Annotated in this window: 18 protein-coding genes and 2 riboswitches; of the genes, 11 read left to right on the top strand and 7 right to left on the bottom strand. The window is 39.7% G+C overall.

Annotated features, from left to right (window positions below):
- The first annotated feature begins 162 nt into the window (after positions 1–162).
- The 3 genes from FC85_RS00995 to nrdI all read left to right on the top strand — a co-directional run bounded on the left by FC85_RS00995 (position 163) and on the right by nrdI (position 5,502).
- Positions 163–1,575: a hemolysin family protein gene (locus FC85_RS00995; RefSeq protein WP_057863711.1), complete on the top strand. Its 1,413-nt coding sequence runs from the start codon at positions 163–165 to the stop codon at positions 1,573–1,575.
- Positions 1,576–1,785: 210 nt separating this feature from the next.
- Positions 1,786–4,902 carry a YfhO family protein gene (locus tag FC85_RS01000; RefSeq protein ID WP_057863712.1) on the top strand — a complete coding sequence of 1,039 codons (3,117 nt, stop codon included), beginning with the start codon at positions 1,786–1,788 and terminating at the stop codon, positions 4,900–4,902.
- A 150-nt stretch (positions 4,903–5,052) separates the two neighbouring features.
- Entirely contained in the window at positions 5,053–5,502 is a 450-nt protein-coding gene (nrdI, locus tag FC85_RS01005; RefSeq protein ID WP_057863713.1) for a class Ib ribonucleoside-diphosphate reductase assembly flavoprotein NrdI, read from the top strand.
- Between the two features lie 256 nt (positions 5,503–5,758).
- Here the strand turns inward: nrdI and FC85_RS01010 are convergent, their stop codons facing one another.
- Together FC85_RS01010 and FC85_RS01015 are read right to left on the bottom strand one after the other, a co-directional pair.
- Positions 5,759–6,949, bottom strand: coding sequence for an MDR family MFS transporter (locus FC85_RS01010; RefSeq protein WP_057863714.1), 1,191 nt, complete (start codon positions 6,947–6,949; stop codon positions 5,759–5,761).
- 268 nt (positions 6,950–7,217) lie between these two features.
- A complete protein-coding gene (locus FC85_RS01015; protein ID WP_057863715.1) occupies positions 7,218–7,979 on the bottom strand; it encodes an Ig-like domain-containing protein in 762 nt (253 codons plus the stop codon).
- Positions 7,980–8,389: 410 nt separating this feature from the next.
- Here FC85_RS01015 and zwf point away from each other — a divergent pair, with 410 nt between their 5' ends.
- A complete protein-coding gene (gene zwf, locus FC85_RS01020; RefSeq protein ID WP_057863716.1) occupies positions 8,390–9,865 on the top strand; it encodes a glucose-6-phosphate dehydrogenase in 1,476 nt (491 codons plus the stop codon).
- Positions 9,866–10,376: 511 nt separating this feature from the next.
- Positions 10,377–11,810, top strand: coding sequence for an NADP-dependent phosphogluconate dehydrogenase (gene gndA, locus FC85_RS01025; protein WP_057863717.1), 1,434 nt, complete (start codon positions 10,377–10,379; stop codon positions 11,808–11,810).
- A gap of 189 nt (positions 11,811–11,999) precedes the next feature.
- On the opposite strand, the gene lepB is transcribed toward gndA, so the two are convergent.
- Positions 12,000–12,593 (bottom strand): signal peptidase I, encoded by a 594-nt coding sequence (gene lepB, locus FC85_RS01030; RefSeq protein WP_057863718.1) that lies wholly within the window; start codon positions 12,591–12,593, stop codon positions 12,000–12,002.
- 77 nt (positions 12,594–12,670) lie between these two features.
- Positions 12,671–13,309 (bottom strand): thiamine phosphate synthase, encoded by a 639-nt coding sequence (gene thiE, locus FC85_RS01035; RefSeq protein ID WP_057863719.1) that lies wholly within the window; start codon positions 13,307–13,309, stop codon positions 12,671–12,673.
- 158 nt (positions 13,310–13,467) lie between these two features.
- A riboswitch (TPP riboswitch) is annotated at positions 13,468–13,560 on the top strand.
- A gap of 142 nt (positions 13,561–13,702) precedes the next feature.
- Between thiE and thiS the strand changes: the two genes are divergently transcribed.
- The 5 genes from thiS to FC85_RS01060 all read left to right on the top strand — a co-directional run bounded on the left by thiS (position 13,703) and on the right by FC85_RS01060 (position 17,950).
- On the top strand, positions 13,703–13,900 hold the full coding sequence (gene thiS, locus FC85_RS01040) for a sulfur carrier protein ThiS (protein WP_057863720.1): 198 nt from the start codon (positions 13,703–13,705) through the stop codon (positions 13,898–13,900).
- An 11-nt stretch (positions 13,901–13,911) separates the two neighbouring features.
- Positions 13,912–14,565, top strand: coding sequence for a sulfur carrier protein ThiS adenylyltransferase ThiF (gene thiF / locus FC85_RS01045; RefSeq protein WP_371862971.1), 654 nt, complete (start codon positions 13,912–13,914; stop codon positions 14,563–14,565).
- 85 nt (positions 14,566–14,650) lie between these two features.
- Positions 14,651–15,421 (top strand): thiazole synthase, encoded by a 771-nt coding sequence (locus tag FC85_RS01050; protein WP_057863721.1) that lies wholly within the window; start codon positions 14,651–14,653, stop codon positions 15,419–15,421.
- Positions 15,422–15,479: 58 nt separating this feature from the next.
- Positions 15,480–16,700, top strand: coding sequence for a M20 family metallo-hydrolase (locus FC85_RS01055; RefSeq protein WP_057863722.1), 1,221 nt, complete (start codon positions 15,480–15,482; stop codon positions 16,698–16,700).
- Between the two features lie 14 nt (positions 16,701–16,714).
- Positions 16,715–17,950, top strand: a complete 1,236-nt coding sequence (locus FC85_RS01060; RefSeq protein WP_225427622.1) for a dicarboxylate/amino acid:cation symporter — start codon at positions 16,715–16,717, stop codon at positions 17,948–17,950.
- Between the two features lie 402 nt (positions 17,951–18,352).
- Here the strand turns inward: FC85_RS01060 and FC85_RS01065 are convergent, their stop codons facing one another.
- Together FC85_RS01065 and FC85_RS01070 are read right to left on the bottom strand one after the other, a co-directional pair.
- Positions 18,353–18,598 (bottom strand): hypothetical protein, encoded by a 246-nt coding sequence (locus FC85_RS01065; RefSeq protein ID WP_057863723.1) that lies wholly within the window; start codon positions 18,596–18,598, stop codon positions 18,353–18,355.
- A gap of 71 nt (positions 18,599–18,669) precedes the next feature.
- Positions 18,670–19,014, bottom strand: coding sequence for a hypothetical protein (locus tag FC85_RS01070; protein WP_225427623.1), 345 nt, complete (start codon positions 19,012–19,014; stop codon positions 18,670–18,672).
- A 114-nt stretch (positions 19,015–19,128) separates the two neighbouring features.
- Between FC85_RS01070 and FC85_RS01075 the strand changes: the two genes are divergently transcribed.
- Positions 19,129–20,643, top strand: a complete 1,515-nt coding sequence (locus tag FC85_RS01075) for a multicopper oxidase family protein (RefSeq protein ID WP_057863725.1) — start codon at positions 19,129–19,131, stop codon at positions 20,641–20,643.
- A gap of 57 nt (positions 20,644–20,700) precedes the next feature.
- Positions 20,701–20,864: riboswitch (M-box (ykoK) riboswitch) on the top strand.
- Positions 20,865–21,612: 748 nt separating this feature from the next.
- Here FC85_RS01075 and FC85_RS01080 read toward each other — a convergent pair.
- Complete coding sequence (locus FC85_RS01080; RefSeq protein ID WP_057863726.1) at positions 21,613–22,887, bottom strand: cation:dicarboxylate symporter family transporter; 1,275 nt, start codon at positions 22,885–22,887, stop codon at positions 21,613–21,615.
- Positions 22,888–23,038 lie beyond the last annotated feature (151 nt).

Here is a 23,038-nt window from a genome sequence, read left to right on the forward strand (position 1 = left end):
CATCCCCTTATTTCTTGTCTATGTTAAGCGTAGCACTGATTTGCCACAAAATTAAGAAAAAAGTCCATCAAACTGCCCATTTGCTTAAAAAATCCCTTGTATCAGCGTATAATTAGATGTAATCTGATGTTTACATAATCAGTTAATCAAATATATTTTGAAATGAGGAATAAAATTTTGGGCGATAGCCAGCTAATGACCAATTTATTGATTATTATAGTTACGTTCTTCTTTGCAGCTTTCTTCGTTGCCAGTGAGTTTGCACTTGTTCAATCAAGGCTGAGCGCATTGGAAGAAAGAAAAAAAGCTCTAAAAGATAAGAAGATCACTAAAGGAAAAAAAGTTACCAAGCTTAATCGCGAAATTCACATGGTAACCAATCTTAACGAATATTTATCGACGACCCAAGTTGGTGTCAGCTTGGCAGGAATTATTCTTGGTTATATTGGTGAATCATTTGTCGTAACAATTTTGGTGGACGTTATGGAAGTCCACAATTCGCCAATCAATCCTACTACGGCACATGCAATTGGTGCTGTTTTGGGGATTATCATTCTAACCTATTTGGAAGTTGTTTTAACAGAAATTGTTCCAAAAAATATTAGTATTGACATGCCAATGAAGGTCCTGAACTTCGTTTCAACACCACTCCATTATTTTCACATTATGTTTTACCCATTCGTCTGGTTACTCAATGTTTCAGCCAATGGGATCGTCAAATTACTGGGATTACCATTTGCCAATGAAAATGCCGAGTCGTTCTCACAAGCTGAAATTTTAAGCTTATCAAAGAACGCGGTTAAAAGTGGTGCCCTTGAGCAAAATGACTACCTATACATGCGAAGAGCCTTTCAATTAAACGATAAAGTTGCGAAAGATATTATGATCGACCGAACCCAGTTAGTGGTTATTGATATCACAACTAATATCAAACAAGCCGTCCAAGTTTATCTACAAAAGAAATTTAGCCGAATTCCAGTTGTTGCCAACAACGATAAGGATAAAATCTTAGGTTATGTCTACAACTACGACTTAATTCGTCAGTCTCAAGTCGACTCAAGTGTTAAGGTGGACCGCCTGTTAAGAAATATTTCAACAACGCCGGAGATGACACCAATCACCGATGTCCTTCATCAAATGATTGAAAAACGGACACCAATCGTTGTTGTTGTCGACGAATATGGTGGAACTTCGGGGATTATTACCGATAAAGATATCTATGAAGAATTGTTTGGAACTGTCCGAGATGAAATTGATCCATCATTTACCGAGTACATTTTCAAACAGCCTAACGGGACCTACCAAGTAAGTGGTAAATTAACCACTCATGATTTTGAACGATACTTTGACGCGGATTTTCCAGAATTCACAAGTTCAGACGCCGTGACGTTAGCCGGGTATTTCCAGGATAACTATCCAGACGTCAAACGTGGCGAGGAAATTTCATTTGAGAACTTTGATTTCAAAGTAATTGACTTAGAAAATTCATTCATCAATTGGTTTGAGGTTACCAAACGCCAACCTCAACCAACAAACGGTGATCAGAATAACGATTCAGACGATGAATCAAATTAATTTTAACTTAAGATAGCGGCCGGGACAAAACTTAGGTTTTGGTTCCGGCCGCTATCTTTGTATAATAATAATGGATGGCTTGGATAGCACGTATCCAAACCAAATGGCCCGATAACCATTTTTAACACTAACGATTAATCGTTAGCCTATTCAAATTGCGACCCCAAGCATCTCACCTGGTGGTCACACACTACTTAAAGGGGGATCCTCTTGAAAAAGTTATGGCAAAAAACACCAGCTTGGGTGACATATACGGTGTTATTTACAGTTCTAATCAGTGTCATCGTTGGGACTCTTGCAATGACCGGTCGTTCAATGATTTGGGAACTCGATGGTTTTGCTCAGCATTACCCAATTCTTGTCCAACTTCGCCACATGATCGCAGCCTTCCTTTCCAACCCCAGTCAGGGATTTACTCACTGGGCATGGAACATTAGTCTGGGGTCTGATCAATTAACCAATCTATCTTACTATGTCATTGGTGATTTATTTAACTACCTTATTATCTTATTTCCACAGTCACACATTGAACTGGGATTTGCTGTCCTGATTTTCTTACGAATGTACGTTTCTGGACTGGCTTTTATGTTGTATTCATCAACTTACAACTTCAAAAAAATTAGCCGAATCATTGGATCACTTGCATATGCTTTTAACGGCTATGCGCTTTCTACTGGTTTGCACCATCCATTCTTTATTTTGCCATTAATTTTCTTCCCGCTGTTATGTTACGGCATCGACCGCATTATGCGCAATAAATCTTGGATTCCACTAGCCTTAGCGGTCTTTTTAACATTATTTGCCAACTTTTATTTTGCTTGGATTCTCGCAATCGGATCACTTGTATACACGGTCATTCAAACTTTGAGTCTCCGAAAATCTGCCAGCTTTCATCTTGGAAAATCATTTGCGAAGATGGCCTGGTCTGTTGCTCTCGGGCTCGGAATGTCTGCAGTTGTTTTTCTGCCAACTGCTTTATTTGCAACAAAGTCGACCCGAATTCACCAGGCATTTGCAAACGGAATGGCATTTTTCCCGCCAGAATACTATCTAAAGATGCCAAGCTCAATTCTAACAACCGGACGGGCAATGAATTTTTGGTTAGTAGTCGGCATCTCATCCTTGTCATTTCTGGGTGTCGTTTATACCCTTCGACATTTTAAACGTTACCTCTGGCAAAACGTTGGATTAATTGTTGCCTTTATTGGCATTCTGATCCCAGCTTTTGGTGCAATCATGAATGCGATCTCAACACCTTCCAATCGCTGGTTCTTGCTGGCTAACATTATCTTTGGCCTCGCAACAATGGCTTTGATTGATAATTTGGATACATTAACCAAGCAAGACGTGGCTTGGCTAACCGGTACTGGAATACTATTAATTGTCCTTGTTTGGGCAACAAACGGATTTATTTTAAATCTAAAAGCCCATGATGCCGTTTCATATGGTTTCCTATTTCTCACAATAATCGCGTTACTCATCATCTTCACTTTTAAGTGGCGGCCACTTACACGAATCTTATTAATTTTAGGCATCTTCATGCTGAATATTGCCTCTAACATTGTCGGAATTTACAGTCCAAATGCTAGTAATCTTGCAATTCAGCAGCTGAACCGTGGTCTCGCCACCCGCTTTGGTAAAGATTATTACAACAATGCGCAAACGTATATCAAAAATCAACCCGGCTTCTTCAGAACCTCAATGGCACCGCGTTATCACTACAACCAGCACTTACAAAATTTAGCAAACTATACAAATACCAACACTGACCTTTCAATTAATTCCGGTATCAATAACACCTCTGTCTACTTAACACTTCAAAACGGGTATCTTGGTAAGTTTTCCAGATCGGTTGGTAATAGTCAATTTTCAATGAATACTCCGATCGCTCAAGGAGATTATCGAACAGCCTTCAATGACTTAATCGGCGTTAAATATATGTTTGCTAAAGCTAACACGGAAAAACCACCAATGGTTCCGTATGGCTATCAACTCGTTAAAAAAGCTAATGGGCAACCATTAATCTTTCAAGCAAAATCTCGAGTCAATGCGGTTTCCGCCATCGAAAACATGGACGGAACTGTAATTTACAAAAACAGGAACGCGTTGCCACTTGCCTATACACAGCTTAAGACGGTTTCAACGGCTGAATATAACCAACTTGATCCATTAAACCGTGAACGAATTATGACTCAAGGTGCGGTTGTTAATAATCAGCATGACACTCATCCACTTAATTACAAATCTCCAAGCCAGAACCTCAGATATCAAGTTCAAGTTGATCGATCAGCTTTCATAGATTCCGGTAAGAAACTCACGGCTTATCGTCTGGGGGTTCTTGGCGATAAGGATCAAAAACAAGTGATTGATCAGCCTCACGCCCAAGTCAGCCTAGGTGCTAATTTAACGAAAACCAAGGACTTACTGGCAACTAATCGGATGATTCTTGAAAATAATGAGTACGAAAATCGAAATAACCTCAAAAAGATGACAACTGATGTAATGGGTAAGCCACTTCAATACTATTTGAAGGTTAATAAGCCAAAGCAAACTAGAAGTGCCGAACTTTATCTGGTTCTTTCGGGAATTAAGCAGACCAACGCCACGATGACTGACCATAACAACTGGATGGCTAATAAATTGCTGTTGCAAAACAAACTGTATTCTCATCTGGGTAAGCTCGATGTTGCCCGTCACAGCTTGCTAACACCAACTTTTGGTGGTTATAACTTTGATGCCCGCACCAGCGGCTTTCATAATGGATTTGCACAATATGATAGTGATAATCTTTCAAACTACCGCCAAATCAACGATATTGTCTTAAATTTAGGATACTCAGCCAAGGCTCGCAAACGGGTTAAGTTGAATTTTAATATGGTCAAAAACATTAAATTCAAATCTGCCAAACTCGTCGCAATGCCGTTTAACAAGTCCTATGACAATCAAATATCCAAACTAAAACAGTCTGGATTGACTAATTTAAAAGTCAATGATAATCACGTTAGCGGCAGGTCAGATACTCAATCCGCCAGCACCTTGGTCACTTCAATTCCTTACTCACATGGTTGGCAATTGACAATCGATGGTAAGAAGGCCAGCACGTTTGTTGTCAACAAGGGCTTTGTTGGTGCATCATTACCAGCTGGAACCCATAAAATTCATTTAACTTACACCACTCCAGGAATTGGGATCGGTAAATTATTATCAGTGGCTGGTTTCTTAATTGTCCTGATTTCTATGATTGTCACCGGGATGATAAAGTTGGCTTCCTCAAGAAGTCGAAAATTAGCGCACTCTCAGGCAACTGATCATCACAAAAAACGGTAATGCCACCTGACGGCCAACACGCATCAGATAAAATGATAATTATTCAGAATCGATCTTGATTACTCTTTAAAGAATCGTTAAAGTATTAGATAGTATGTAATCCTTTACACGGATTCTAATTAAAGATATCTTTTATTGAGGAGGCAAGTTTTGAATCCAATCCGAATTTTATTTATATCAATTGAGGGAAACACCCGTTCATTCGTCAAAAATTTAACCAAATACGCAGTTGGCATGCACGATCAAGATGCTCACAACCCATTGATCAAATCTACAGAAATTAGTGAACAAACTGATTTTGCGGATGAGACTCAACCATACTTTGCGTTCGTCCCCACATACCTAGATGGTGGTAACGGTATTGACAATGGCGTTAAAGAACTGATGACCAATACATTGGGGGAATATATCGCTTATCACAAAAACGCCTCGCTCTGTCGTGGGATTATCGGCAGTGGTAATCGAAATTTCAACGAACAGTATTGTCTGACCGCAAAGCGCTATGCATCTCAATTTAATTGTCCCTTTCTAGCTGACTACGAACTTCGTGGAACTGGCAGAGATGTTGAACGCATCTATCAGTTGTTGGCAAAAAGTTAAAGGATTAAATAGATTGTGACCGTTTGAGTTGTTCAGTTCTACGATCGGAAGTTATTCTTCCGTATTTTCACTTGATAATAATTGGACCTACACAAAAAATAGGGGCTGAGACAAAAGTGATTTTGTCCAGTCCCGTTTTGTGTCATCACGATTATTACCGAGTGGAAACGTACGCCAAAAGGTAACTTCCTGCCACGTAACCGCCTTTCGTCCCACTCTCTATTTTTTATATCACATCAATAACAAATAAACTGATTTAAGGTTCTCTCAGACTTTTTTGCTTTCGCTGCCAACTTGTCCCCATCAAAATAATTAGGAAAAACAGAATCAATCCAGCAGCCGAGGAGAACAAAACTCGATATGAGGCAAAATCAAGGATAATGCCACCCAACAGTGGGCCAAGTGCTCGTCCAGCCGACAAAAACAGATTAAAGTAGCCTTGATACTTTCCTCGTTGTTTGGGTGTTGAAAGACTGTCAATCCAAGCTGGAATTCCAGGGAAGCCAATCATCTCGCCAATCGTAGTCACAATCATTACAACAATAAATGCAGGATATTCTTTCGCAAAAATAAGACCAATAAAAGAAGCCGCAAAAATTGCCACGCCAACGTAAGTTTGGGTACTCATTTTAAAGTGATTGCCAATTCGATTAATGATTGGTTGACCAAAGACAATCATCAGGCCATTCAATGTCCATAAGAGACTATATTTTTCAAACGCAATTCCCAAACTGGTCATATGAACAGCGATCACACTCTCCCAAAGGGCATACGCTAAATAAACAGCCAGCACAATGCCACAAATTGCTAAAACCAGCCAATTGGCATTCGTTTCAATGGGGGCACCGGGAGTTACTTTATCGGACGCTTTTATTGGTGCCCGTCGATCTACCGGCACATTAAAATCAATCAGTGTAATGACAAATAAGGTTAAATAAAAAATAGCGGCAACGATAAAAACCGTTGTAACCCCATTCTTCAAAAGGACCCCAACCATTAAGGTACCAATCACAATCCCTAAATTTTGACCAATATAAAGAATGTTGAAAATGGCCCGAGTTGACCGGCTTTTAATACTGGCAGCATACGAATTTAATAATGTCATACAAGCGCCATCACCAAGGCCTACAAATAATAGCATAATCGAAAACATCGGCCATCCATGGAAAAAAATTAAAACAACAATTGCCCCAGTCGATATTAAGACGCTGATTACAGCGGTTCTAAATGGTGACCAGCGATCAAACAAATAGCCGCCAAGGTAATTCCCCAGCATCATAAAACACGACATTGCCAAAATTGTCATCCCTGCTAAAGTTAATGATTTATGCAGATAATTGTGTAAATAAACTGTTACCAGCGGCCACATGAATGCGGCACCCGCATTCAAAATTAGTGCATAGACAATAACAGAATTAAATCTGATTTCAGTTCTTTTTTTAAACAAGCACTCAGTCCCCTCACTATGAATTTACGTTTATTCGAATATTTCCCTTATCTATTTTCGCATAATCTCATCAAAAACAAAACCTGGCGCTCAAAAATGACTCACTATTTCCTAACCAGAACCTTTGAAAAACAAAAAGACTGATAGTGAGACGAGGCACAGTTAAATTTCTGACACGTTTTCACTCGATAATAATCGTAATGATACAAAAAGGCTGGAACAAAAAAATTGTTCCAGCCACAGCCTATTGATTTCAGTTATTATTAACTTACTTTACCAATTCGAATTTATAATAATGAACCGGTGTATTAGCGAATTGAACTTTAACAGCCTTATTTGATTTATTTACTAAGATAAAATGTGTATTATCGGTAAATCTCAAATAAAAACGTTCGTAATTCTTTTGACCGCGTTGACGATAGGTAATTGCCCAAAAAGCTTTGTTATACGTAGTAACTTTATAGCTAGCGTAATTGATTAACTTCTTTTGAACCTTACCGTCCTTATAAAGGTATTGATTCAAACCGGTCGACTGACTAAACTTAGTTACAACTCGATAACCGTTATTATTGCCAGAACGCCAAGTACCAGTTGGTTCATTAATCTTTAACTTACTCCCGGCATTACTATTCGTAGTTGAACTACTGGTAGTTGATGAACTGGTTGTCGACCCAGAATTAGTCGTTGCATTTGTAGTTGTCGGTGCCTTAACAATCATGATGCGATAGAAATAAGACGTTGCCGAACGACGCGCATAGACATAAAGCTTTTGGTTTGCTTTAAAGCTTGTATGCAAATCAGCACTAAACTTACCTGTTTGCGTATCCGCCGTTGTCGTCGCAATAGTCTTTTTATTTGCAGTTCGGACAATAATCGAAACACCCTTGGATGCGGTTCCGCTGACGTTCTTTGATGTTGTATAAACGTTGTTCACCTTGAGTGATGGAGAACTAGCAGACGCATTGATACTGATTCCTAAGAAAAACGATGCAAGAACAGCAATAAATGCAATAACTTTAATTTTCTTCATTATACTGTTTACTCCCTAGTCTTTATTTTGCAAATTATATTATAAGCGATTAACAACCAAACTGTTGCGCTTAAACCTTCATTTATGCATTTCTTAATAAAGAGTTCGTATATTAAATTAGTGTTGGCAAAAGATTAACCTGAGTGTCCTATTCGCAAAAAAGATCTGGCATGATTTCGATATTGTTGCCGGAAAATAACCACGTGCTGAAATCATTACCAGTATTTTTAAAGACCACAATTGTTGAGTTGAAAAGTTTTTCCAAAATGAAAACAGTATCTCTGTAAATTTTTATCATTTACATGAGCTATGCTCTTTTGTTGTGTTGATTTGTGTTATATAATGTTAGCGAACTGGTATAGACAATATACTGAAATTACTTAGTTAATCTTTTGATAGGAGTGAAAAATTTGGCAACTGAAAGACGTTCTTTGATTATGCTCTTTGGGGCTACTGGTGATCTTGCCACTCGTAAGCTTTACCCTGCAATGCTAAAGCTTTACGAAAAAGGGAATATCCGTGATCACTTTGCTGTGATTGGGAGTTCTCGTTACAAGTTTGATGACGCTAAATTCCGTGAGATGGTTATGAAATCCGTTGATAAGGAAAGCAGCAACAAAAAACTAATTGCTGACTTTGCAAGTCATTTTTACTTTGTAACCCATGACGTGACCGACTTAGCTCATTATGCCGTTTTAAAGGATAAGGCAGCTGAACTGGATAAGAAGTATAAATTAGGCGGTAACCGTGTCTTTTATATTTCAATGGCCCCTAACTTCTTTGGAACAGTCGCAAAGAACCTTAAAAATCAAAACTTACTCAGTACTAACGGATTCAACCGTTTAGTTATTGAAAAACCATTTGGCCGTGATTTTGAGTCAGCCAAAGCATTAAATGATGAATTAAGCAACGCATTTGAAGAAAATCAAATTTTCCGAATCGATCATTATTTAGGTAAGGAAATGATTCAAAATATCGAAGCCATTCGTTTCGGAAACACCATTTTCGAAGCCCTTTGGAATAACCGATACATTGATAATATTCAAGTTACTTTAGCTGAAAACCTTGGTGTCGAAGAACGAGCCGGTTATTATGATAATTCGGGTGCTCTCCGAGACATGGTCCAAAATCATATCATGCAGATCGTGAGTCTCCTTGCGATGGAGCAACCGGTTGCATTTAAAGATACCGATATTCGAGCTGAAAAGGTAAAGGCATTACGTAGTCTTCGTGTTTACAATGTTGCTGAAGCCTCAACCAACTTCGTCCGTGGTCAATATGGTTCTGTTGGTAATACGAAGGACTATCGTCATGAAGATGGTGTCCCAGAGGATTCTAATACGGAAACATTTGTTGCCGGCAAATTATTATTTGATAATTATCGTTGGTCGGGCACACCATTCTACATCCGAACTGGTAAGAAACTTGCCGACAAGTTCACCCGAGTGGATGTTGTCTTCAAGAAACCACTTGTTGACATTTTTGCATTCCCACAAAATGGCAATGCACCGCTAAACGCCAACGTTTTGACAATTTTTATTGAACCTAATCAAGGATTCTCATTAGTTGTCAACGCTAAGAATAGTGAACAAGGATTCCACACTGAACCCGTTAATTTACAATTCATTGAGGATTCAAAACGTACCAAGAGTACGCCACAACCTTACGAACGACTCATCCATGACGTTTTGAAGGGTGATGGTACAAACTTCGCCAGTTGGCCAGAAGTTGCCAATGCTTGGAAGTTTGTTGATCAAATTCGTCGTGTTTGGGATATCCAACAACCAATGTTCCCTAACTATATTCCAGGATCAATGGGTCCTGTTTCTGCTGATGAATTATTGGCACGTGACCATCGTGAATGGGTATATAAGTTAAACCAATAAATCATTAGGGTTTTACTGCCCGATTGTTGGAACAATTAATAGTCGCTATCAATTATCCAAGCGGCTGATACACCAGAAAGCTGACTTTTTAGTTGTCTTTCGCCTAAAATGGTCAATTGGCTTTTTTGCGAAAGCACTTAAGGGTCGGCTTTTATTATTCAAAATAATAGTTTGCTACGTTATTTATGTCAGCAAACGCAATGCAAATCTGAAAATTATTTACGCTTTGAACGTTCTGGATGGATTCTTTTCCATTGCGATAAAAAAGTTTTTCAAAGCCTCAATTTAATAAAAGGCGATTTTTCTCTTATAAATGTGACCATTGGGAGTTGTTTTTGAAAATCTTTTTCAAATATTCAACTTTCTTTTTCACAATCTATTTTGTAGAATTAAATTAATGCCGTTATGTCGACATTATTGTTTCACTTTTTGCTTGTGCAATGTTACACTATCGGTGTAGCAAGTTACAGTATTTTTGTAATAATTTTTAATAGAAAAGGATGGTTTTCAAATGTCTGATCAAAAAGCAAACATCGGTGTTGTTGGTATGGCCGTTATGGGTAAAAACCTTGCCCTTAATATCGAAAGCCGCGGTTACACTGTTGGTATCTTTAACCGTACTGGCGCAAAGACCGAAGCTGTTATGAAGGATCACGGTGAGAAGAAGTTAGTTCCAAGTTACTCTGTTGAAGACTTCGTTAAATCACTTGAAACACCTCGTCGAATTATCTTAATGGTTAAAGCTGGTAAACCAACTGATGCTGTTATTGATGAACTGTTACCACTTCTTGATAAGGGCGATGTTCTTATCGATGGTGGTAACACAAACTTCCACGACACAATGGCCCGTAACGCCCGTCTTGATAAATCCGGTATTAACTTTATCGGAATGGGTGTTTCCGGTGGTGAATTAGGTGCCTTACAAGGCCCATCATTAATGCCAGGTGGTCAAAAAGAAGCTTATGATCTGGTTGAACCAATTCTTAAACAAATCGCTGCCAAAGCTCCTGCAGATGGCGAGCCATGTGTCACATACATCGGCCCTAATGGTGCTGGTCACTATGTCAAAATGGTTCATAACGGAATCGAATATGGTGACGAAGAGTTAATTGACGAAAGTTACAACATTTTGAGAAATCTTGCCGGCTATTCTGTTGATGATTTAGCTGACATCTTCAAGGAATGGAATAAAGGTGAACTTGACAGTTACTTAATTGAAATCACTGCTGACATCTTGACTCATAAAGATGATTTGGGCGACGACAAGACTAAGCCAATCGTTGATATGATTCTCGACCGTGGTGCCAATAAGGGTACTGGTAAGTGGAGTTCACAAGACGCACTTGAAGTTGGGGTTGACCAATCAGTCATCACTGAAGCCGTTTATGCTCGCTTTATTTCAATGATTAAAAAGGAACGGGTTGCCGCTTCTAAAGTTCTTCCAAAGCCTAAGGGTGACATTGACTTTGACAAGAAAGAAATCGTTGAAAAAGTTCGTGAGGCCCTCTACTTCGGTAAAGTAATGAGTTATGCTCAAGGCTTTGCTCAATTAAAGGCTGCTTCTGACAGCTACAAGTGGAACATCAAGCTTGGCGAAATGGCTAAGATTTGGAGAGCCGGCTGTATTATTCGTGCTCGTTTCTTGCAAAACATCACTGATGCATACGACAAGAACCCTGCTCTTCAAAACCTGCTTCTTGACCCATACTTCATTGATATTGCTAAGAAGTATCAAGAATCAGCTCGTGACGTGGTTGCTCTTGCAACTAAAGCCGGCGTTCCGGTACCATCATTAGCTGCTGCCGTTTCATACTACGACTCATATCGTTCAGAAGTTGTTCCTGCAAACTTGTTGCAAGCACAACGTGATTACTTTGGTGCTCACACATACGAACGTGTTGACCGTCCAGGCAGCTTCCATTACACATGGTACAAAGAACAATAAAAACACTTTCAGTTCTGAAATGATCTGAGGGATTATAAATAAAAAGAGTTAGCGACAAAATTAAATTTTGTCGCTAACTCTTTTTATTTTGATAACCTTTTCTTACCAAGATGGCCAACAAACACCAATTTCCGAACTACTGTAATTTTTAAAAGCTTCGATTCACTTTTTATTTTTTATCAAAAGTGATCAGTATGGCGCTCCAACCTTATAGGCGGCATTAATTTGATTGGCATCCTTTTGGAACGGAAAGGCCTTTGCCACCCCTTCAATCTTGCTCTTATCGACAAATCCCCAGTATCGACTATCATTGGATACCGACCGATGATCACCAAGAACAAAATATTTTCCTTGTGGCACCTTCACAGTACCCTTATCCTGTGTCCAGTGTTGTGAAAGAGATTGAAGATCCCAATTGCCAGTTCCGGTTGTTCGCTGATTATTTGAAATATAATTCTGATTAATCTGATGGTTATTCACGTAAATTTGACCGTTATTACTAGAAACCGTGTCCCCTGGTAATCCAATGACCCGTTTAACGTAATAGTCCGTGGGCTTAGTTGCCTGTGGATCCTCACCATGTGCATTAAAAATAATAACCGAGTTGCGATGAATAGTTGCTGGACGTAAAACCGTTACCATTTGACCACTTTGCAAGTTAGGCTTCATCGAATCCCCGTGAATAAAACTGGCACTGATTACAAATTGTTTAACAGCTAAACCAATTACCAATCCCAGTGCTATTGGCACTATCCAGCTTAGAACACCTTTAATAAATTTCAAAATAAAAACTCCTTATTTAGACTTCTAATACACCATTGTATAAAAGGCAAGATTACGTCCCGATGACTGCCTACCCCTTACGAATTAATAATAACTTGTTCAACTGCATCCCGCAGCTTTTTAGTCGTTTCAACCGGATCATCAGCATGCATAATAGCTGATACAACAGCAATACCATTCACATGTGCCGGGGCAACCGCTGATACATTATCTGCTGTTAACCCACCAATCGCATAAACGGGGATTTGAACTAATCGCTTAATCTTTCCCAAGGTTTTAACACTGGTATGAACTGTCTTAACATGAGTCGTTGTTGGGAAAATCGCCCCAACACCTAAATAATCCGCTCCTAATTCCTCAGCCAACTTAGCTTGTTTAAGTGTTTTGGCAGTTGCCCCAATAATCTTATTTGGACCCAATATTTTTCGAGCGACATCGACCGGTAAATCGCTTTGACCCAGATGAACACCATCCGCAGCCACAGCTTGTGCAATATCAAGCCGGTCATCAACGATTAACGGCACCTTATAGCGATCCGTGATCTGCTTAACTTGAAGTGCGATTTGATATATTTCAAGACTCGTCCCTGATTTTTGTCGGAGTTGAACCATCCCTACTCCGGATCGACATGCTAATTCAATTTTCTGCAAAAATTCCTGATTCGTTAAATTAGTATGATCGGTTATTAAATATAAAGGTCGATTATTTAAACGCATTTTTAAGTCCTCCAAATCACGTGAAATGACTAGATACCGTAATATTATTATTGTAATGGATCAGTCAAAGAAATAAAAGGCATATTTTTCAGCTTGACAATCGACAATGAAACCGTTATAAATATTTTGTAAGCCAAATTGGCTACATATCAATTAAATACATTCGTCTGGGGTGCCAGTTATGGCTGAGATTATACCCATCGAACCTGATGTAGTTTGTACTGCCGAAGGAAGAACGAGCTGGGATATATTGATTTTAAGATAACTTCCAAACCTTCTTTTTGCAGAAAAAAGAGGTTTTTTCTTTTTCTGCTAATTGATAGGATAAAATTGGCAGGCTATTTAATCAATTTGGCCCCTTTCTTCGGCAACTGAAGAAAGGGGTCTTTTTGCATGGTGACTGTCAATGGTCATGAAACAACCGGCGTTGTTGGCCAATCCATTACCGAATTCCTAACAAAACGCGATGCACCATTAGCAAATATCGTTGTTGAACGGAATGGTGAAATTGTCCATCGAGCCGATTTTGATCACACACTCGTTGAGAAAAATGACAAGCTTGAATTGATTTCGTTCGTTGGTGGCGGCTAGGAGGAAAAATTTTGAATGAACAACAACCAGAAGTCCAAGGATTAAGTTATCAAGACGTCTATACAGGAATGAAAGAACGTAATGTTAAGGGTTCTACCGCAAAGCTGGCTTCTGCTCACGTTACAATTGCCGGAGCTGGCGGGTTAGGGTCAAACATCGCAATTGCTTTAACCAGAATTGGGGTTGGTCATCTAATATTAATCGATTTTGACACCGTCGAACTCAGTAATTCAAATCGTCAACAATTCAAATTGAGTCAGTTGGATGTCCCCAAAGTCGTTGCTTTAAAACAAAATCTTCAGGAGTTCAACCCATTTATTGAAATTAAAACGATCCAAGAGAAAGTGACTCACGACAACGTTAAAGCCTTTTTTGCTCAGGCAGACATTATCTGTGAAGCATTTGATAATCCAGCTGCCAAGGCAATGCTCTTGGATGCAGCAACCGAATTCTATCCAAATAAACCGCTTGTGATGGGAACTGGAATGGCAGGTATTCACAGTTCCAATACCATCACAACCAAGCATCCCCGTCCCAATCTTTATCTGACAGGTGATGGCACTTCTAAGGGAGTGGAAGGCTTAATGGCACCGCGGGTAATGATCTGTGCAGGCCACGAAGCTAACATGATTACCCGGTTGATTTTAGGTAAAACCACCGTTTAGCCACGATGCCTCACAATTGACTCAGGACCAGTGTCACCCTTGTTTTAAATATAAACCAGCCCACGATTTACTTTAGGAGGATATTATGACAAATACTGACGAACTAATCATTGGTGGTCACAAATTTACATCACGTTTTATTTTAGGATCCGGTAAATATTCTTATGATTTAATTGATTCGGCAATTAACCATGCCAAGGCCCAAATTATCACGATGGCACTTCGTCGGACTAATACAGCTGAGGAGAACATTCTTAACTACATTCCAGACGGGATTACCATTCTACCAAACACATCGGGTTCAACTGATGCTGAAGAAGCCATTCGAACTGCTCGGATTGCCCGTGAACTCAGCGGTAGTAATTTCATCAAACTTGAGGTTGTTCCCGACAAAAAATACCTTATGCCTGATAATTATGAAACGTTAAAAGCGACTGAGGTTTTAGCTAACGAAGGCTTTATTGTCATGCCCTACATCTTACCGGATTTAAACGTCGCCAGACAACTGGTCGAGGCGGGCGCTGCAACGGTCATGCCACTTGGCGCTCCGATTGGTACCAACAAAGGATTGGCAACCAGAGATTTAATCCAAATTTTAATTGACGAAATCGATGTGCCAATCATCGTTGATGCCGGAATTGGTCGGCCAAGCCAAGCAGCTGATGCCATGGAAATGGGCGCCGCTGCTATTATGGCCAACACTTCAATGGCAACTGCCGGTAATATTCCACTAATGGCCGAAGCGTTCAAGCTCGCGGTTGAAGCCGGCCGAAAGGCGTTTTTGGCAAAACCGGGCCGGGTTATTGAACATGGTGCCGTGGCTTCATCACCGCTAACCGGCGTTAGTGAAGGCTAAACCATTAGTCTTATTCAGAAATGTTACCACTAGAACAAATGATAATGAGGCGATCGCAATGTTAACAACCAGCCTGGACCAATTGGATCAGCGGTTGAAAACAATTAATTCTTTTTCACATAATGGTCTTGGTCAAAACCGCTTGGTATACACGCCAAGCTGGATAGCCGGCCAAAAACAATTAATCAATTGGGGACTCTCAATTGGGTTAGCCCCAACAGTTGATGATTATGGCACCGTTTATCTTGACGTATTAGGAACCGAAACGCCTAATCAGATTATTGCAACCGGATCCCATATGGATACTGTTGCTCAAGGTGGCAGGTTCGATGGTCTATATGGCGTCATTGGTGGCTTGCAATCAATTGAAACGTTACTCAATGCGTTTGGCCGTCCTAAGAAGACGCTTCGATTAATTTCATTTAGTGAAGAAGAAGGCAGTCGATTTCCAACAACGTTTAGTGGCTCGAAACACTATGCCCGCATTGAAGAAACGGTTGGTCTAACCGATAAGTCAGGGATTTCATTCGATACCGCACGTATTAGAGCGGTTTCTCGGCTTGAAGCATCATCGGTTAACCGATCGTTACCCAGTCTGCCGCTGACTTTTACCGAACTGCATATTGAACAAGGACCACGACTTGTTGCCAAACACCAACAAATTGGGCTTGTCACTTCGATTGTTGGTCAACGACGGTTTACGGTTGTTATCAACGGTATTGCCAACCATGCCGGGACAACGCCAATGAACCGGCGACACGATGCACTTCAATCCGGCATTCAACTAATTAGTCGACTCGAACTTTTGGCGCAATCATTAAGTCCGGATTTAACAGTTACTGTCGGTGAATTCAATGTTGAACCAAATACCTCAAATGTTATCCCTGGCAAAGTTAGCTTCACCATTGACTGCCGACATGTTGATTCAGAGATTCTCAATGAGTTTGAAACGATGATTCATTGTGAGGCAAAGCTGATGACCCGGCCTCAATTGTCAATCCGTGTAAATCGTTGGGCCAACAGCCAACCGGTTCAATTAGATCAACAGCTTTTAGCCCAAAACGATCACTTGGCTAATCAGCTGAATTTAAGTCATGTTTCGCTGGCTTCGGGAGCTGGCCATGACAGTCAAATTATGAGCCAAGTAACAAGGACGACAATGATTTTTGTCCCAAGTATTAATGGCATCAGCCATGCACCACAGGAAGCAACGCATTTAACTGATTTAAAAGCTGGTGTTGATTTGTTAACAGCCAGTCTACACCAGCAGGCCTATTAATCAAGGAGAAAGTGATGTTGAGAAGAATAAGCTTAACAAGCCAAATTAGTATTGGGATGCTTGTGGGCGGTTTCGCAGGCCTCATTTTAGGGCCACAAATTGCTGGCATTCAACTCATTGGCAATATCTTTTTACGCCTGATTCAAATGGCCGTTGTTTTACTAATCTTTGGCGCGGTTATTGAAGCAATTGGCGGTTTAGCTGCTAATCAACTGGGAAGATTAGGTGGCAAAACCGCCGGATGGTTTCTAATCACAACGCTAGCGGCAGCCGTTTTAGGATTGCTAATCGGCTATCTCGTTAATCCCGGGATAGGTATGAACTTGTCGCGGGTTAGTCACGCTACAGAGATTGCCAAAGCACCTAGTAACATCGATCAAACCATCTTAAACTTTTTTCCATCGAACATTTTTGACTCCCTTGCAAAGGGAAACGTGATCCAAGTTATTATTTTTGCCATCTTGTTCGGCATTGTTCTTAATCAGGCAAATAAAGCCGGCACATTCAATCAAGTATTGTCCTTAATCAAGCAACTCAACCAATTAACTGTCAAATTGGTTATGTTAGTGATGAGGACCGCCCCGATTGGAATCGCATCCTTAATGGCCTGGGTGACTGCCGATAGTGGGTTAAAAGTTGTCCTGCCACTCTTAAAGTTTCTAATGGCATTCGGATTGGGAAGCGTTGTCTTCTTAACTTGTTTGTTTACACTTATCAGTTGGTATGCAAAAATTCCACTTGGGGGCCTGATCAAAGGATTTTCCAGAATCATCCTGATTGCTTTTACGACAACCTCTTCAGCGATTGCACTCCCTGTTGAAATGACGGATGCAGAATCACGCTTGGGAGTTAGTAAATCAATTAGTCAGTTGGTGTTACCACTGGGCATGGCGTTAAACAGCAATGGACTGGCAATGTACCTATCACTTGCCTGCCTAACGTTAACGCAGCTATATGGAATTTCATTATCATTCGTTGCCATGTTGAAAATCATTTTGCTATCAGTTATCGCTTGTTTAGGAACAGTTGTCGTACCAGGTGGTGGTTTAGTTGCATTAACCATTGTCGTTCCAACCCTGGGATTGCCAACCGAAAGTATCGCCATTTTAGCCGGTATCGATTGGTTCTCAGGAATGTTTCGCACTGTATTAAATGTTGTTGGAGACACCACCACTGCGATTGCAATTGCAGCGGATGAAAAAGAATTGAATCATGACATTTATGAACAAGTCCGTCCGGTAACCAAGTAATTATGCGTATTATGTGTACTAAGAACCCAATTCCAAATTTACGTCACCGGATTGGCTTTTCTGGAATTGGTTTCTCGAATCCGTCTCAACAATTCATCCTTCATCTCGTTTAATTATGGATGAAGGATGAGTTGTCGAGAACCATTTTTAACACTTTTCTTCTAAGCCAAATCACCTCACGCAGACAAATTGGATATTTGTTTGCGTGAGGTGATTTGATTGTCCGCATTTTAATATCCACTGGAGTTACACAATACGTGGATATTAAAAATCACTTTCTTATCAGCGTTGATTTTATTGACAAGAATCGCAAAAAATCAGCAAATAAAATAACCTCATTCCCCACAGCTGAGAAATTAGGTTATTTTTGATACTTGATAAACCGGTTACTTTTTTAATGAATCATTCTCTATGTGACAACCCACTAAGCCGTTCTAATGTTTCCTTTTTCAAGTAGTAAGGAGTAATACCATCGGCCATAACCTTGGATAACAACCCCTGTGCTTGCTTTTGCGCAATAACTGTCGGCACTTTTAACGACATGACCGACTTATTAATCACCATTTGATGAACGGTCACATCAGTTTTATAATGCAACTTCGGCTGTGTATTCTTTTCTTTTGATTGTTTGGACTTTTCCTTAGCCATGAAAACCCCTCCTCACTATTACTTGTTAAGTCAATAATAGCAAAATGCATGTCGAAAGTATATTTAAACGACTAGTCGCGAACACTTAGTTTATTAAATTTTGCTTGATACCACTTTTTCCATGTTCCAGCAACCAAGTTACCATCTGGTTGATATTCTGGGTTAATAACTGAAATAACATGCTCGATATCTTGACCGCGGTCCTTAAGCAAATCTTCTCTAATTTGTTCAGGAGTAAAGGACTGATTTTCGAAAACAAAATGATTAATATCTGCCAAAAAGTAATCAACCTTATATTCTGAAAGAATTTCAAGGTCATTTTTTCTTAGGTAAGGCAAATAAAAGTCGATAAAATCTTTAATCGCTTTTGTTGTCGTTGTCTCATCTAACTGATCGATAGAAACTACGTCTGCCACAATGACACCTCCTCTTATAACTCTAATTCCATTATGCCACAAATCTTGTTGAAAAACCTAATTTAGGGGTATTATGGAGATGAATCCAAATTAAAATTAAAGGATGCGGATAATATGTCTCAAAGAAAAGTATATACTGATTATTTCTTCGATGAGCCGGCATATAACACTCATGACGGGGGATTTGTACCACTTGAGGAGCCTAAAACACCTCAACAAAAGCTAAAAGTTCCAGAGTTGCTGGAGCCTGATAGAGAAACCGATACAGATATGTATTATACGGTAATTGCGCAAACCGGGGAAGTTCAGCTATTACCAGGGGAAAAAACAAAAACCTGGGGATATAATACCAATCTGCTTGGCAAAACCATTCTTTTTAAAAAGGGGAAAATGATTCACATTACATTAAAGAATGAATTGCCCGAATTAACTACTTTCCATTGGCACGGCCTAAATGTTCCGGGTCCTGTTACTGATGGTGGCTGTCATGCACCTGTTTATCCAGGAAAAAGTACCCAGATTGAATTTAAATGTGACCAACCGGCAGCTACTTTATGGTTACATGCCCATCCATGTCCATCCACTGCCCAACATGTTTGGAAGGGACTTGCAACAGCCGTTGTTGTTAAAGATGATACTGAAGCCAAACTCCCCTTCCCAAGAAATTACGGTGTCGATGATATTCCACTTATTTTACAGGACCGACGCTTCCACGAGGATAATCAATGGGATTATATGGCGGATTATGACCCAGACGGTGTCCAAGGACCAACTCCAATGATTAACGGTACCATTAACCCTTACTTCGATGTCACGACGCAGAAGCTCAGATTACGCATTCTGGACGGTGCTAATCGTCGTGAATGGCGCCTTCATTTTAGCGATGATTTAAAATTCACCCAGATTGCTTCCGATGGCGGCACATTACCAGAACCAGTTGATTTCACGCACTTAATGTTAACCTGTGCTGAACGGGCTGAAATTATTGTTGATTTTGGTAACTATCAACCTGGCGATGTCGTAACTTTATTCTGCGATGATGTTCCAATTGTTCATTTCAGAATTCACGCCTTTAAACGTGACGACCGTCAACTACCGGACCATTTGGCCGATATCCCAGATCCTGATGTTACTCCGGATGCGCCTGTTCATAAAGTGGTGATGTCCGGAATGGATGAAGAAGTTGAAATGAATGGCAAGAAATTTGATATGCAACGAATTGATGACAAACAAAAACTCGGAAATGTTGAATATTGGGACGTTTCTAATACTAACGACATGAGCAATGGCATGGTTCATCCATACCATATGCATGGAACTCAATTCCGAGTCATCTCCAGAAACGGTCATGCACCATATCCAAACGAAAATGGATTGAAGGATACAGTCGGTGTCAATCCAGGTGAAACCGTTCGATTGAAAGTTTGGTTTGATCATCTTGGCGTTTATATGAACCATTGTCATATCATTGAACACGAAGATGGTGGCATGATGGCCCAATTTGAAGTTTATGATCCGGATCATCCTAAGACTTACAAGTTAATGGATATGGATACTTTAATGAACGCATTTGCTAAAGAACGCGGCGTTAAAGTTGAAGACTTAAATATGCCAGGGATGGATATGTGACCTTAATTCTTGCAAAGACATTTTTGATATGATACTATTAGCCATGGAATGAAAAAAGAATAAAGCTGTTAGGTGAGGCTCCTATGTGGAAAATGCTACTGCTCAGAAACGTCGAAAGACGCCAATGAGTCAGCTGTCCAAGTCAAAGTAAGGCTTGGACTAACGTAGCTGTTATTATAACTACATCACATAGTGCTAAAGCTCAACGACTGGCGAAAAGTATCGTAGTGTGTCCAGTCGTTAGCGGCTGGACACTTTTTATTCCAAATAAAATTTTTTGAAGAGGTGAGAGTTATGACAAACGAATTTAAAGATCCTGGAGCGTCGAAGCATCAGTCTATTAAGGGAAAATTGGTTGTGGTAACTCTCTCACAACTTGAATTTTAATGAGAGATTGTTATGATCGATTTTCCCAAAAGCAGTAATCCTTCGATTTATCTAAACGTATTATTTCTTGATTCATGGCTTTAGTGCCAAATGCATCACAAGAAAATTCTCGTATTCGTTGGTTTAGATATTTCAAAATTTTTGGGAATTCGGTTAATGCAATTTCTCAGTGGTTTCGAACACTTAGGTACTGACGTACTTGTGCTCGATAGACTGTTTGCGGTCGAAAAACGCTTCACCTTTTAGGAAACTAATTGGGGAGAATGAATTAATCGTTCAACATTGCCAACACATAAAAACGGTAATAATAGTAATCATGAGGGCGCGACCTCCAAGTATCTGGTGGAAACTGATTCTTGAAAAATGACTGCTATCTTATCGAACTAATAATATTATAAAACCGTCAACGTAAATTCGTTGACGGTTTTTGTTTTATTCAAACTGAATATGCTGTTATAAATGAGAAAGCAAATCAACTTTTAAATCTACAATTGGTTGATCTGCTTTCTTATTTCAATTCTGAAATATCTGTTATTGGTAAATCAGCCCATTTACGATAAAAGCAATCTATTTTACAAGTTACTATTTTTTGTACTGAGCAATGTATTGTTTAGACTTTTCTTCATCAAATTCTTTTTCAGATTTTCCAATAACAACAGACGCAAGCGAATTACCTACCACATTAACAGCTGTTCGACCCATATCCACAATTCGGTCAATCCCGGCAATGAAAGTTAATCCAGTTACAGGTACTCCAATGGTTGAAATTGTTGCCAGCAGGACAACAAAGGAAGCCCCCGGGACGCCAGCCATTCCCTTTGATGTCACCATCAAAACAACTAGTAATGTAATTTGCTGACCAATCGAAAGATTTATATGATAAGCTTGTGCCAAAAACAACGCCGCAATTGATTGATAAATTGCTGAACCATCCAAGTTAAACGTATATCCAGTCGGAATAACGAATGAAACGATTCCTTGACTTGTCCCGAATTTATCCATTTTTTCGATCATCTTGGGAAGAACGGCTTCTGAACTCGCTGTTGAAAATGCAAGTAAGATTTCATTTTTGATCACTCTTAACAGATCGAAAATATTGAGACCAAACAATTTGGCAACAATTCCCATAATGACTATCACAAAAAAGATCATGGTCGCATAGGCAATTGCTACAAAGTATCCCAATGGTATTAGTGCACTAATCCCCATTTCAGCCAACGCGACACCGATTAATGCACAAACACCAATAGGTGCCGCATGCATTACCCAGTTGGTTACCCTAAACATGACTTCGGCAACAGCATTTAATCCATCAATTAAGATCTTTCCTTTTTCACCAATGGCTGCAATTCCCAGCCCAAAGAAAACGGAGAAGAAAATAACCGGCATCATATCACCGTTAGCCAACGATTTAAAAATGTTAGTTGGGATAATTCCTAATAATGTTTGCCAAATTCCCGAATGCTTTGCCGCTTTAGCCGTCGCCATATACTGACTAATATCTGAGCCATGTAGCGAATGAATATCAATTAATGTTCCTGGATGAAGCACATTGGCGACAATCATTCCTAAAGCAATTGCAACCGTCGTCATTAATTCAAAATAAATTAACGTTTTCAAACCCACTCGGCCTAACTTCTTAATATCACCAATACTGGCAATTCCAACCGTTAAACACGAAACCACAATTGGTAAAACAATCATTTGAATTAAATTAATAAACATGGTTCCAATATTTTGCATCACCATAATTGCCATTTGGTTCTTATAAAAAATAATTCCAAAAAAGATTCCCAAAATTAAGCCAATTAGAATTTGCCAACCCAGAGTTATTCGATATGCCTTATAGCGCCTCATCATTTCCACCTATTCCTTACAGATTTTAACTGTTTTATTATAAAACAAAAGCCTTCGATAGTAAAAACTATCAAAGGCTTTCGATTACTTTGCGCGGCAACGTCCTACCCTCGCAGGGGGCGATCCCCCAACTACTCTTGGCGTGCAGAAG

Origin of the sequence: Lentilactobacillus diolivorans DSM 14421 (assembly GCF_001434255.1) — a bacterium.
In the GTDB taxonomy this organism is placed as follows: Bacteria; Bacillota; Bacilli; order Lactobacillales; family Lactobacillaceae; genus Lentilactobacillus; species Lentilactobacillus diolivorans.

Excerpts from the sequence above, each read along its gene's own strand:
- FC85_RS00995 (WP_057863711.1), top strand. The coding sequence starts at position 163 with ATGAGGAATAAAATTTTGGGCGATAGCCAGCTAATGACCAATTTATTG.
- FC85_RS01015 (WP_057863715.1), bottom strand. The coding sequence starts at position 7,979 with ATGAAGAAAATTAAAGTTATTGCATTTATTGCTGTTCTTGCATCGTTT.
- gndA (WP_057863717.1), top strand. The coding sequence starts at position 10,377 with ATGTCTGATCAAAAAGCAAACATCGGTGTTGTTGGTATGGCCGTTATG.
- thiE (WP_057863719.1), bottom strand. The coding sequence starts at position 13,309 with ATGCGTTTAAATAATCGACCTTTATATTTAATAACCGATCATACTAAT.
- thiS (WP_057863720.1), top strand. The coding sequence starts at position 13,703 with ATGGTGACTGTCAATGGTCATGAAACAACCGGCGTTGTTGGCCAATCC.
- FC85_RS01050 (WP_057863721.1), top strand. The coding sequence starts at position 14,651 with ATGACAAATACTGACGAACTAATCATTGGTGGTCACAAATTTACATCA.
- FC85_RS01055 (WP_057863722.1), top strand. The coding sequence starts at position 15,480 with ATGTTAACAACCAGCCTGGACCAATTGGATCAGCGGTTGAAAACAATT.
- FC85_RS01060 (WP_225427622.1), top strand. The coding sequence starts at position 16,715 with ATGTTGAGAAGAATAAGCTTAACAAGCCAAATTAGTATTGGGATGCTT.
- FC85_RS01065 (WP_057863723.1), bottom strand. The coding sequence starts at position 18,598 with ATGGCTAAGGAAAAGTCCAAACAATCAAAAGAAAAGAATACACAGCCG.
- FC85_RS01075 (WP_057863725.1), top strand. The coding sequence starts at position 19,129 with ATGTCTCAAAGAAAAGTATATACTGATTATTTCTTCGATGAGCCGGCA.
- FC85_RS01080 (WP_057863726.1), bottom strand. The coding sequence starts at position 22,887 with ATGAGGCGCTATAAGGCATATCGAATAACTCTGGGTTGGCAAATTCTA.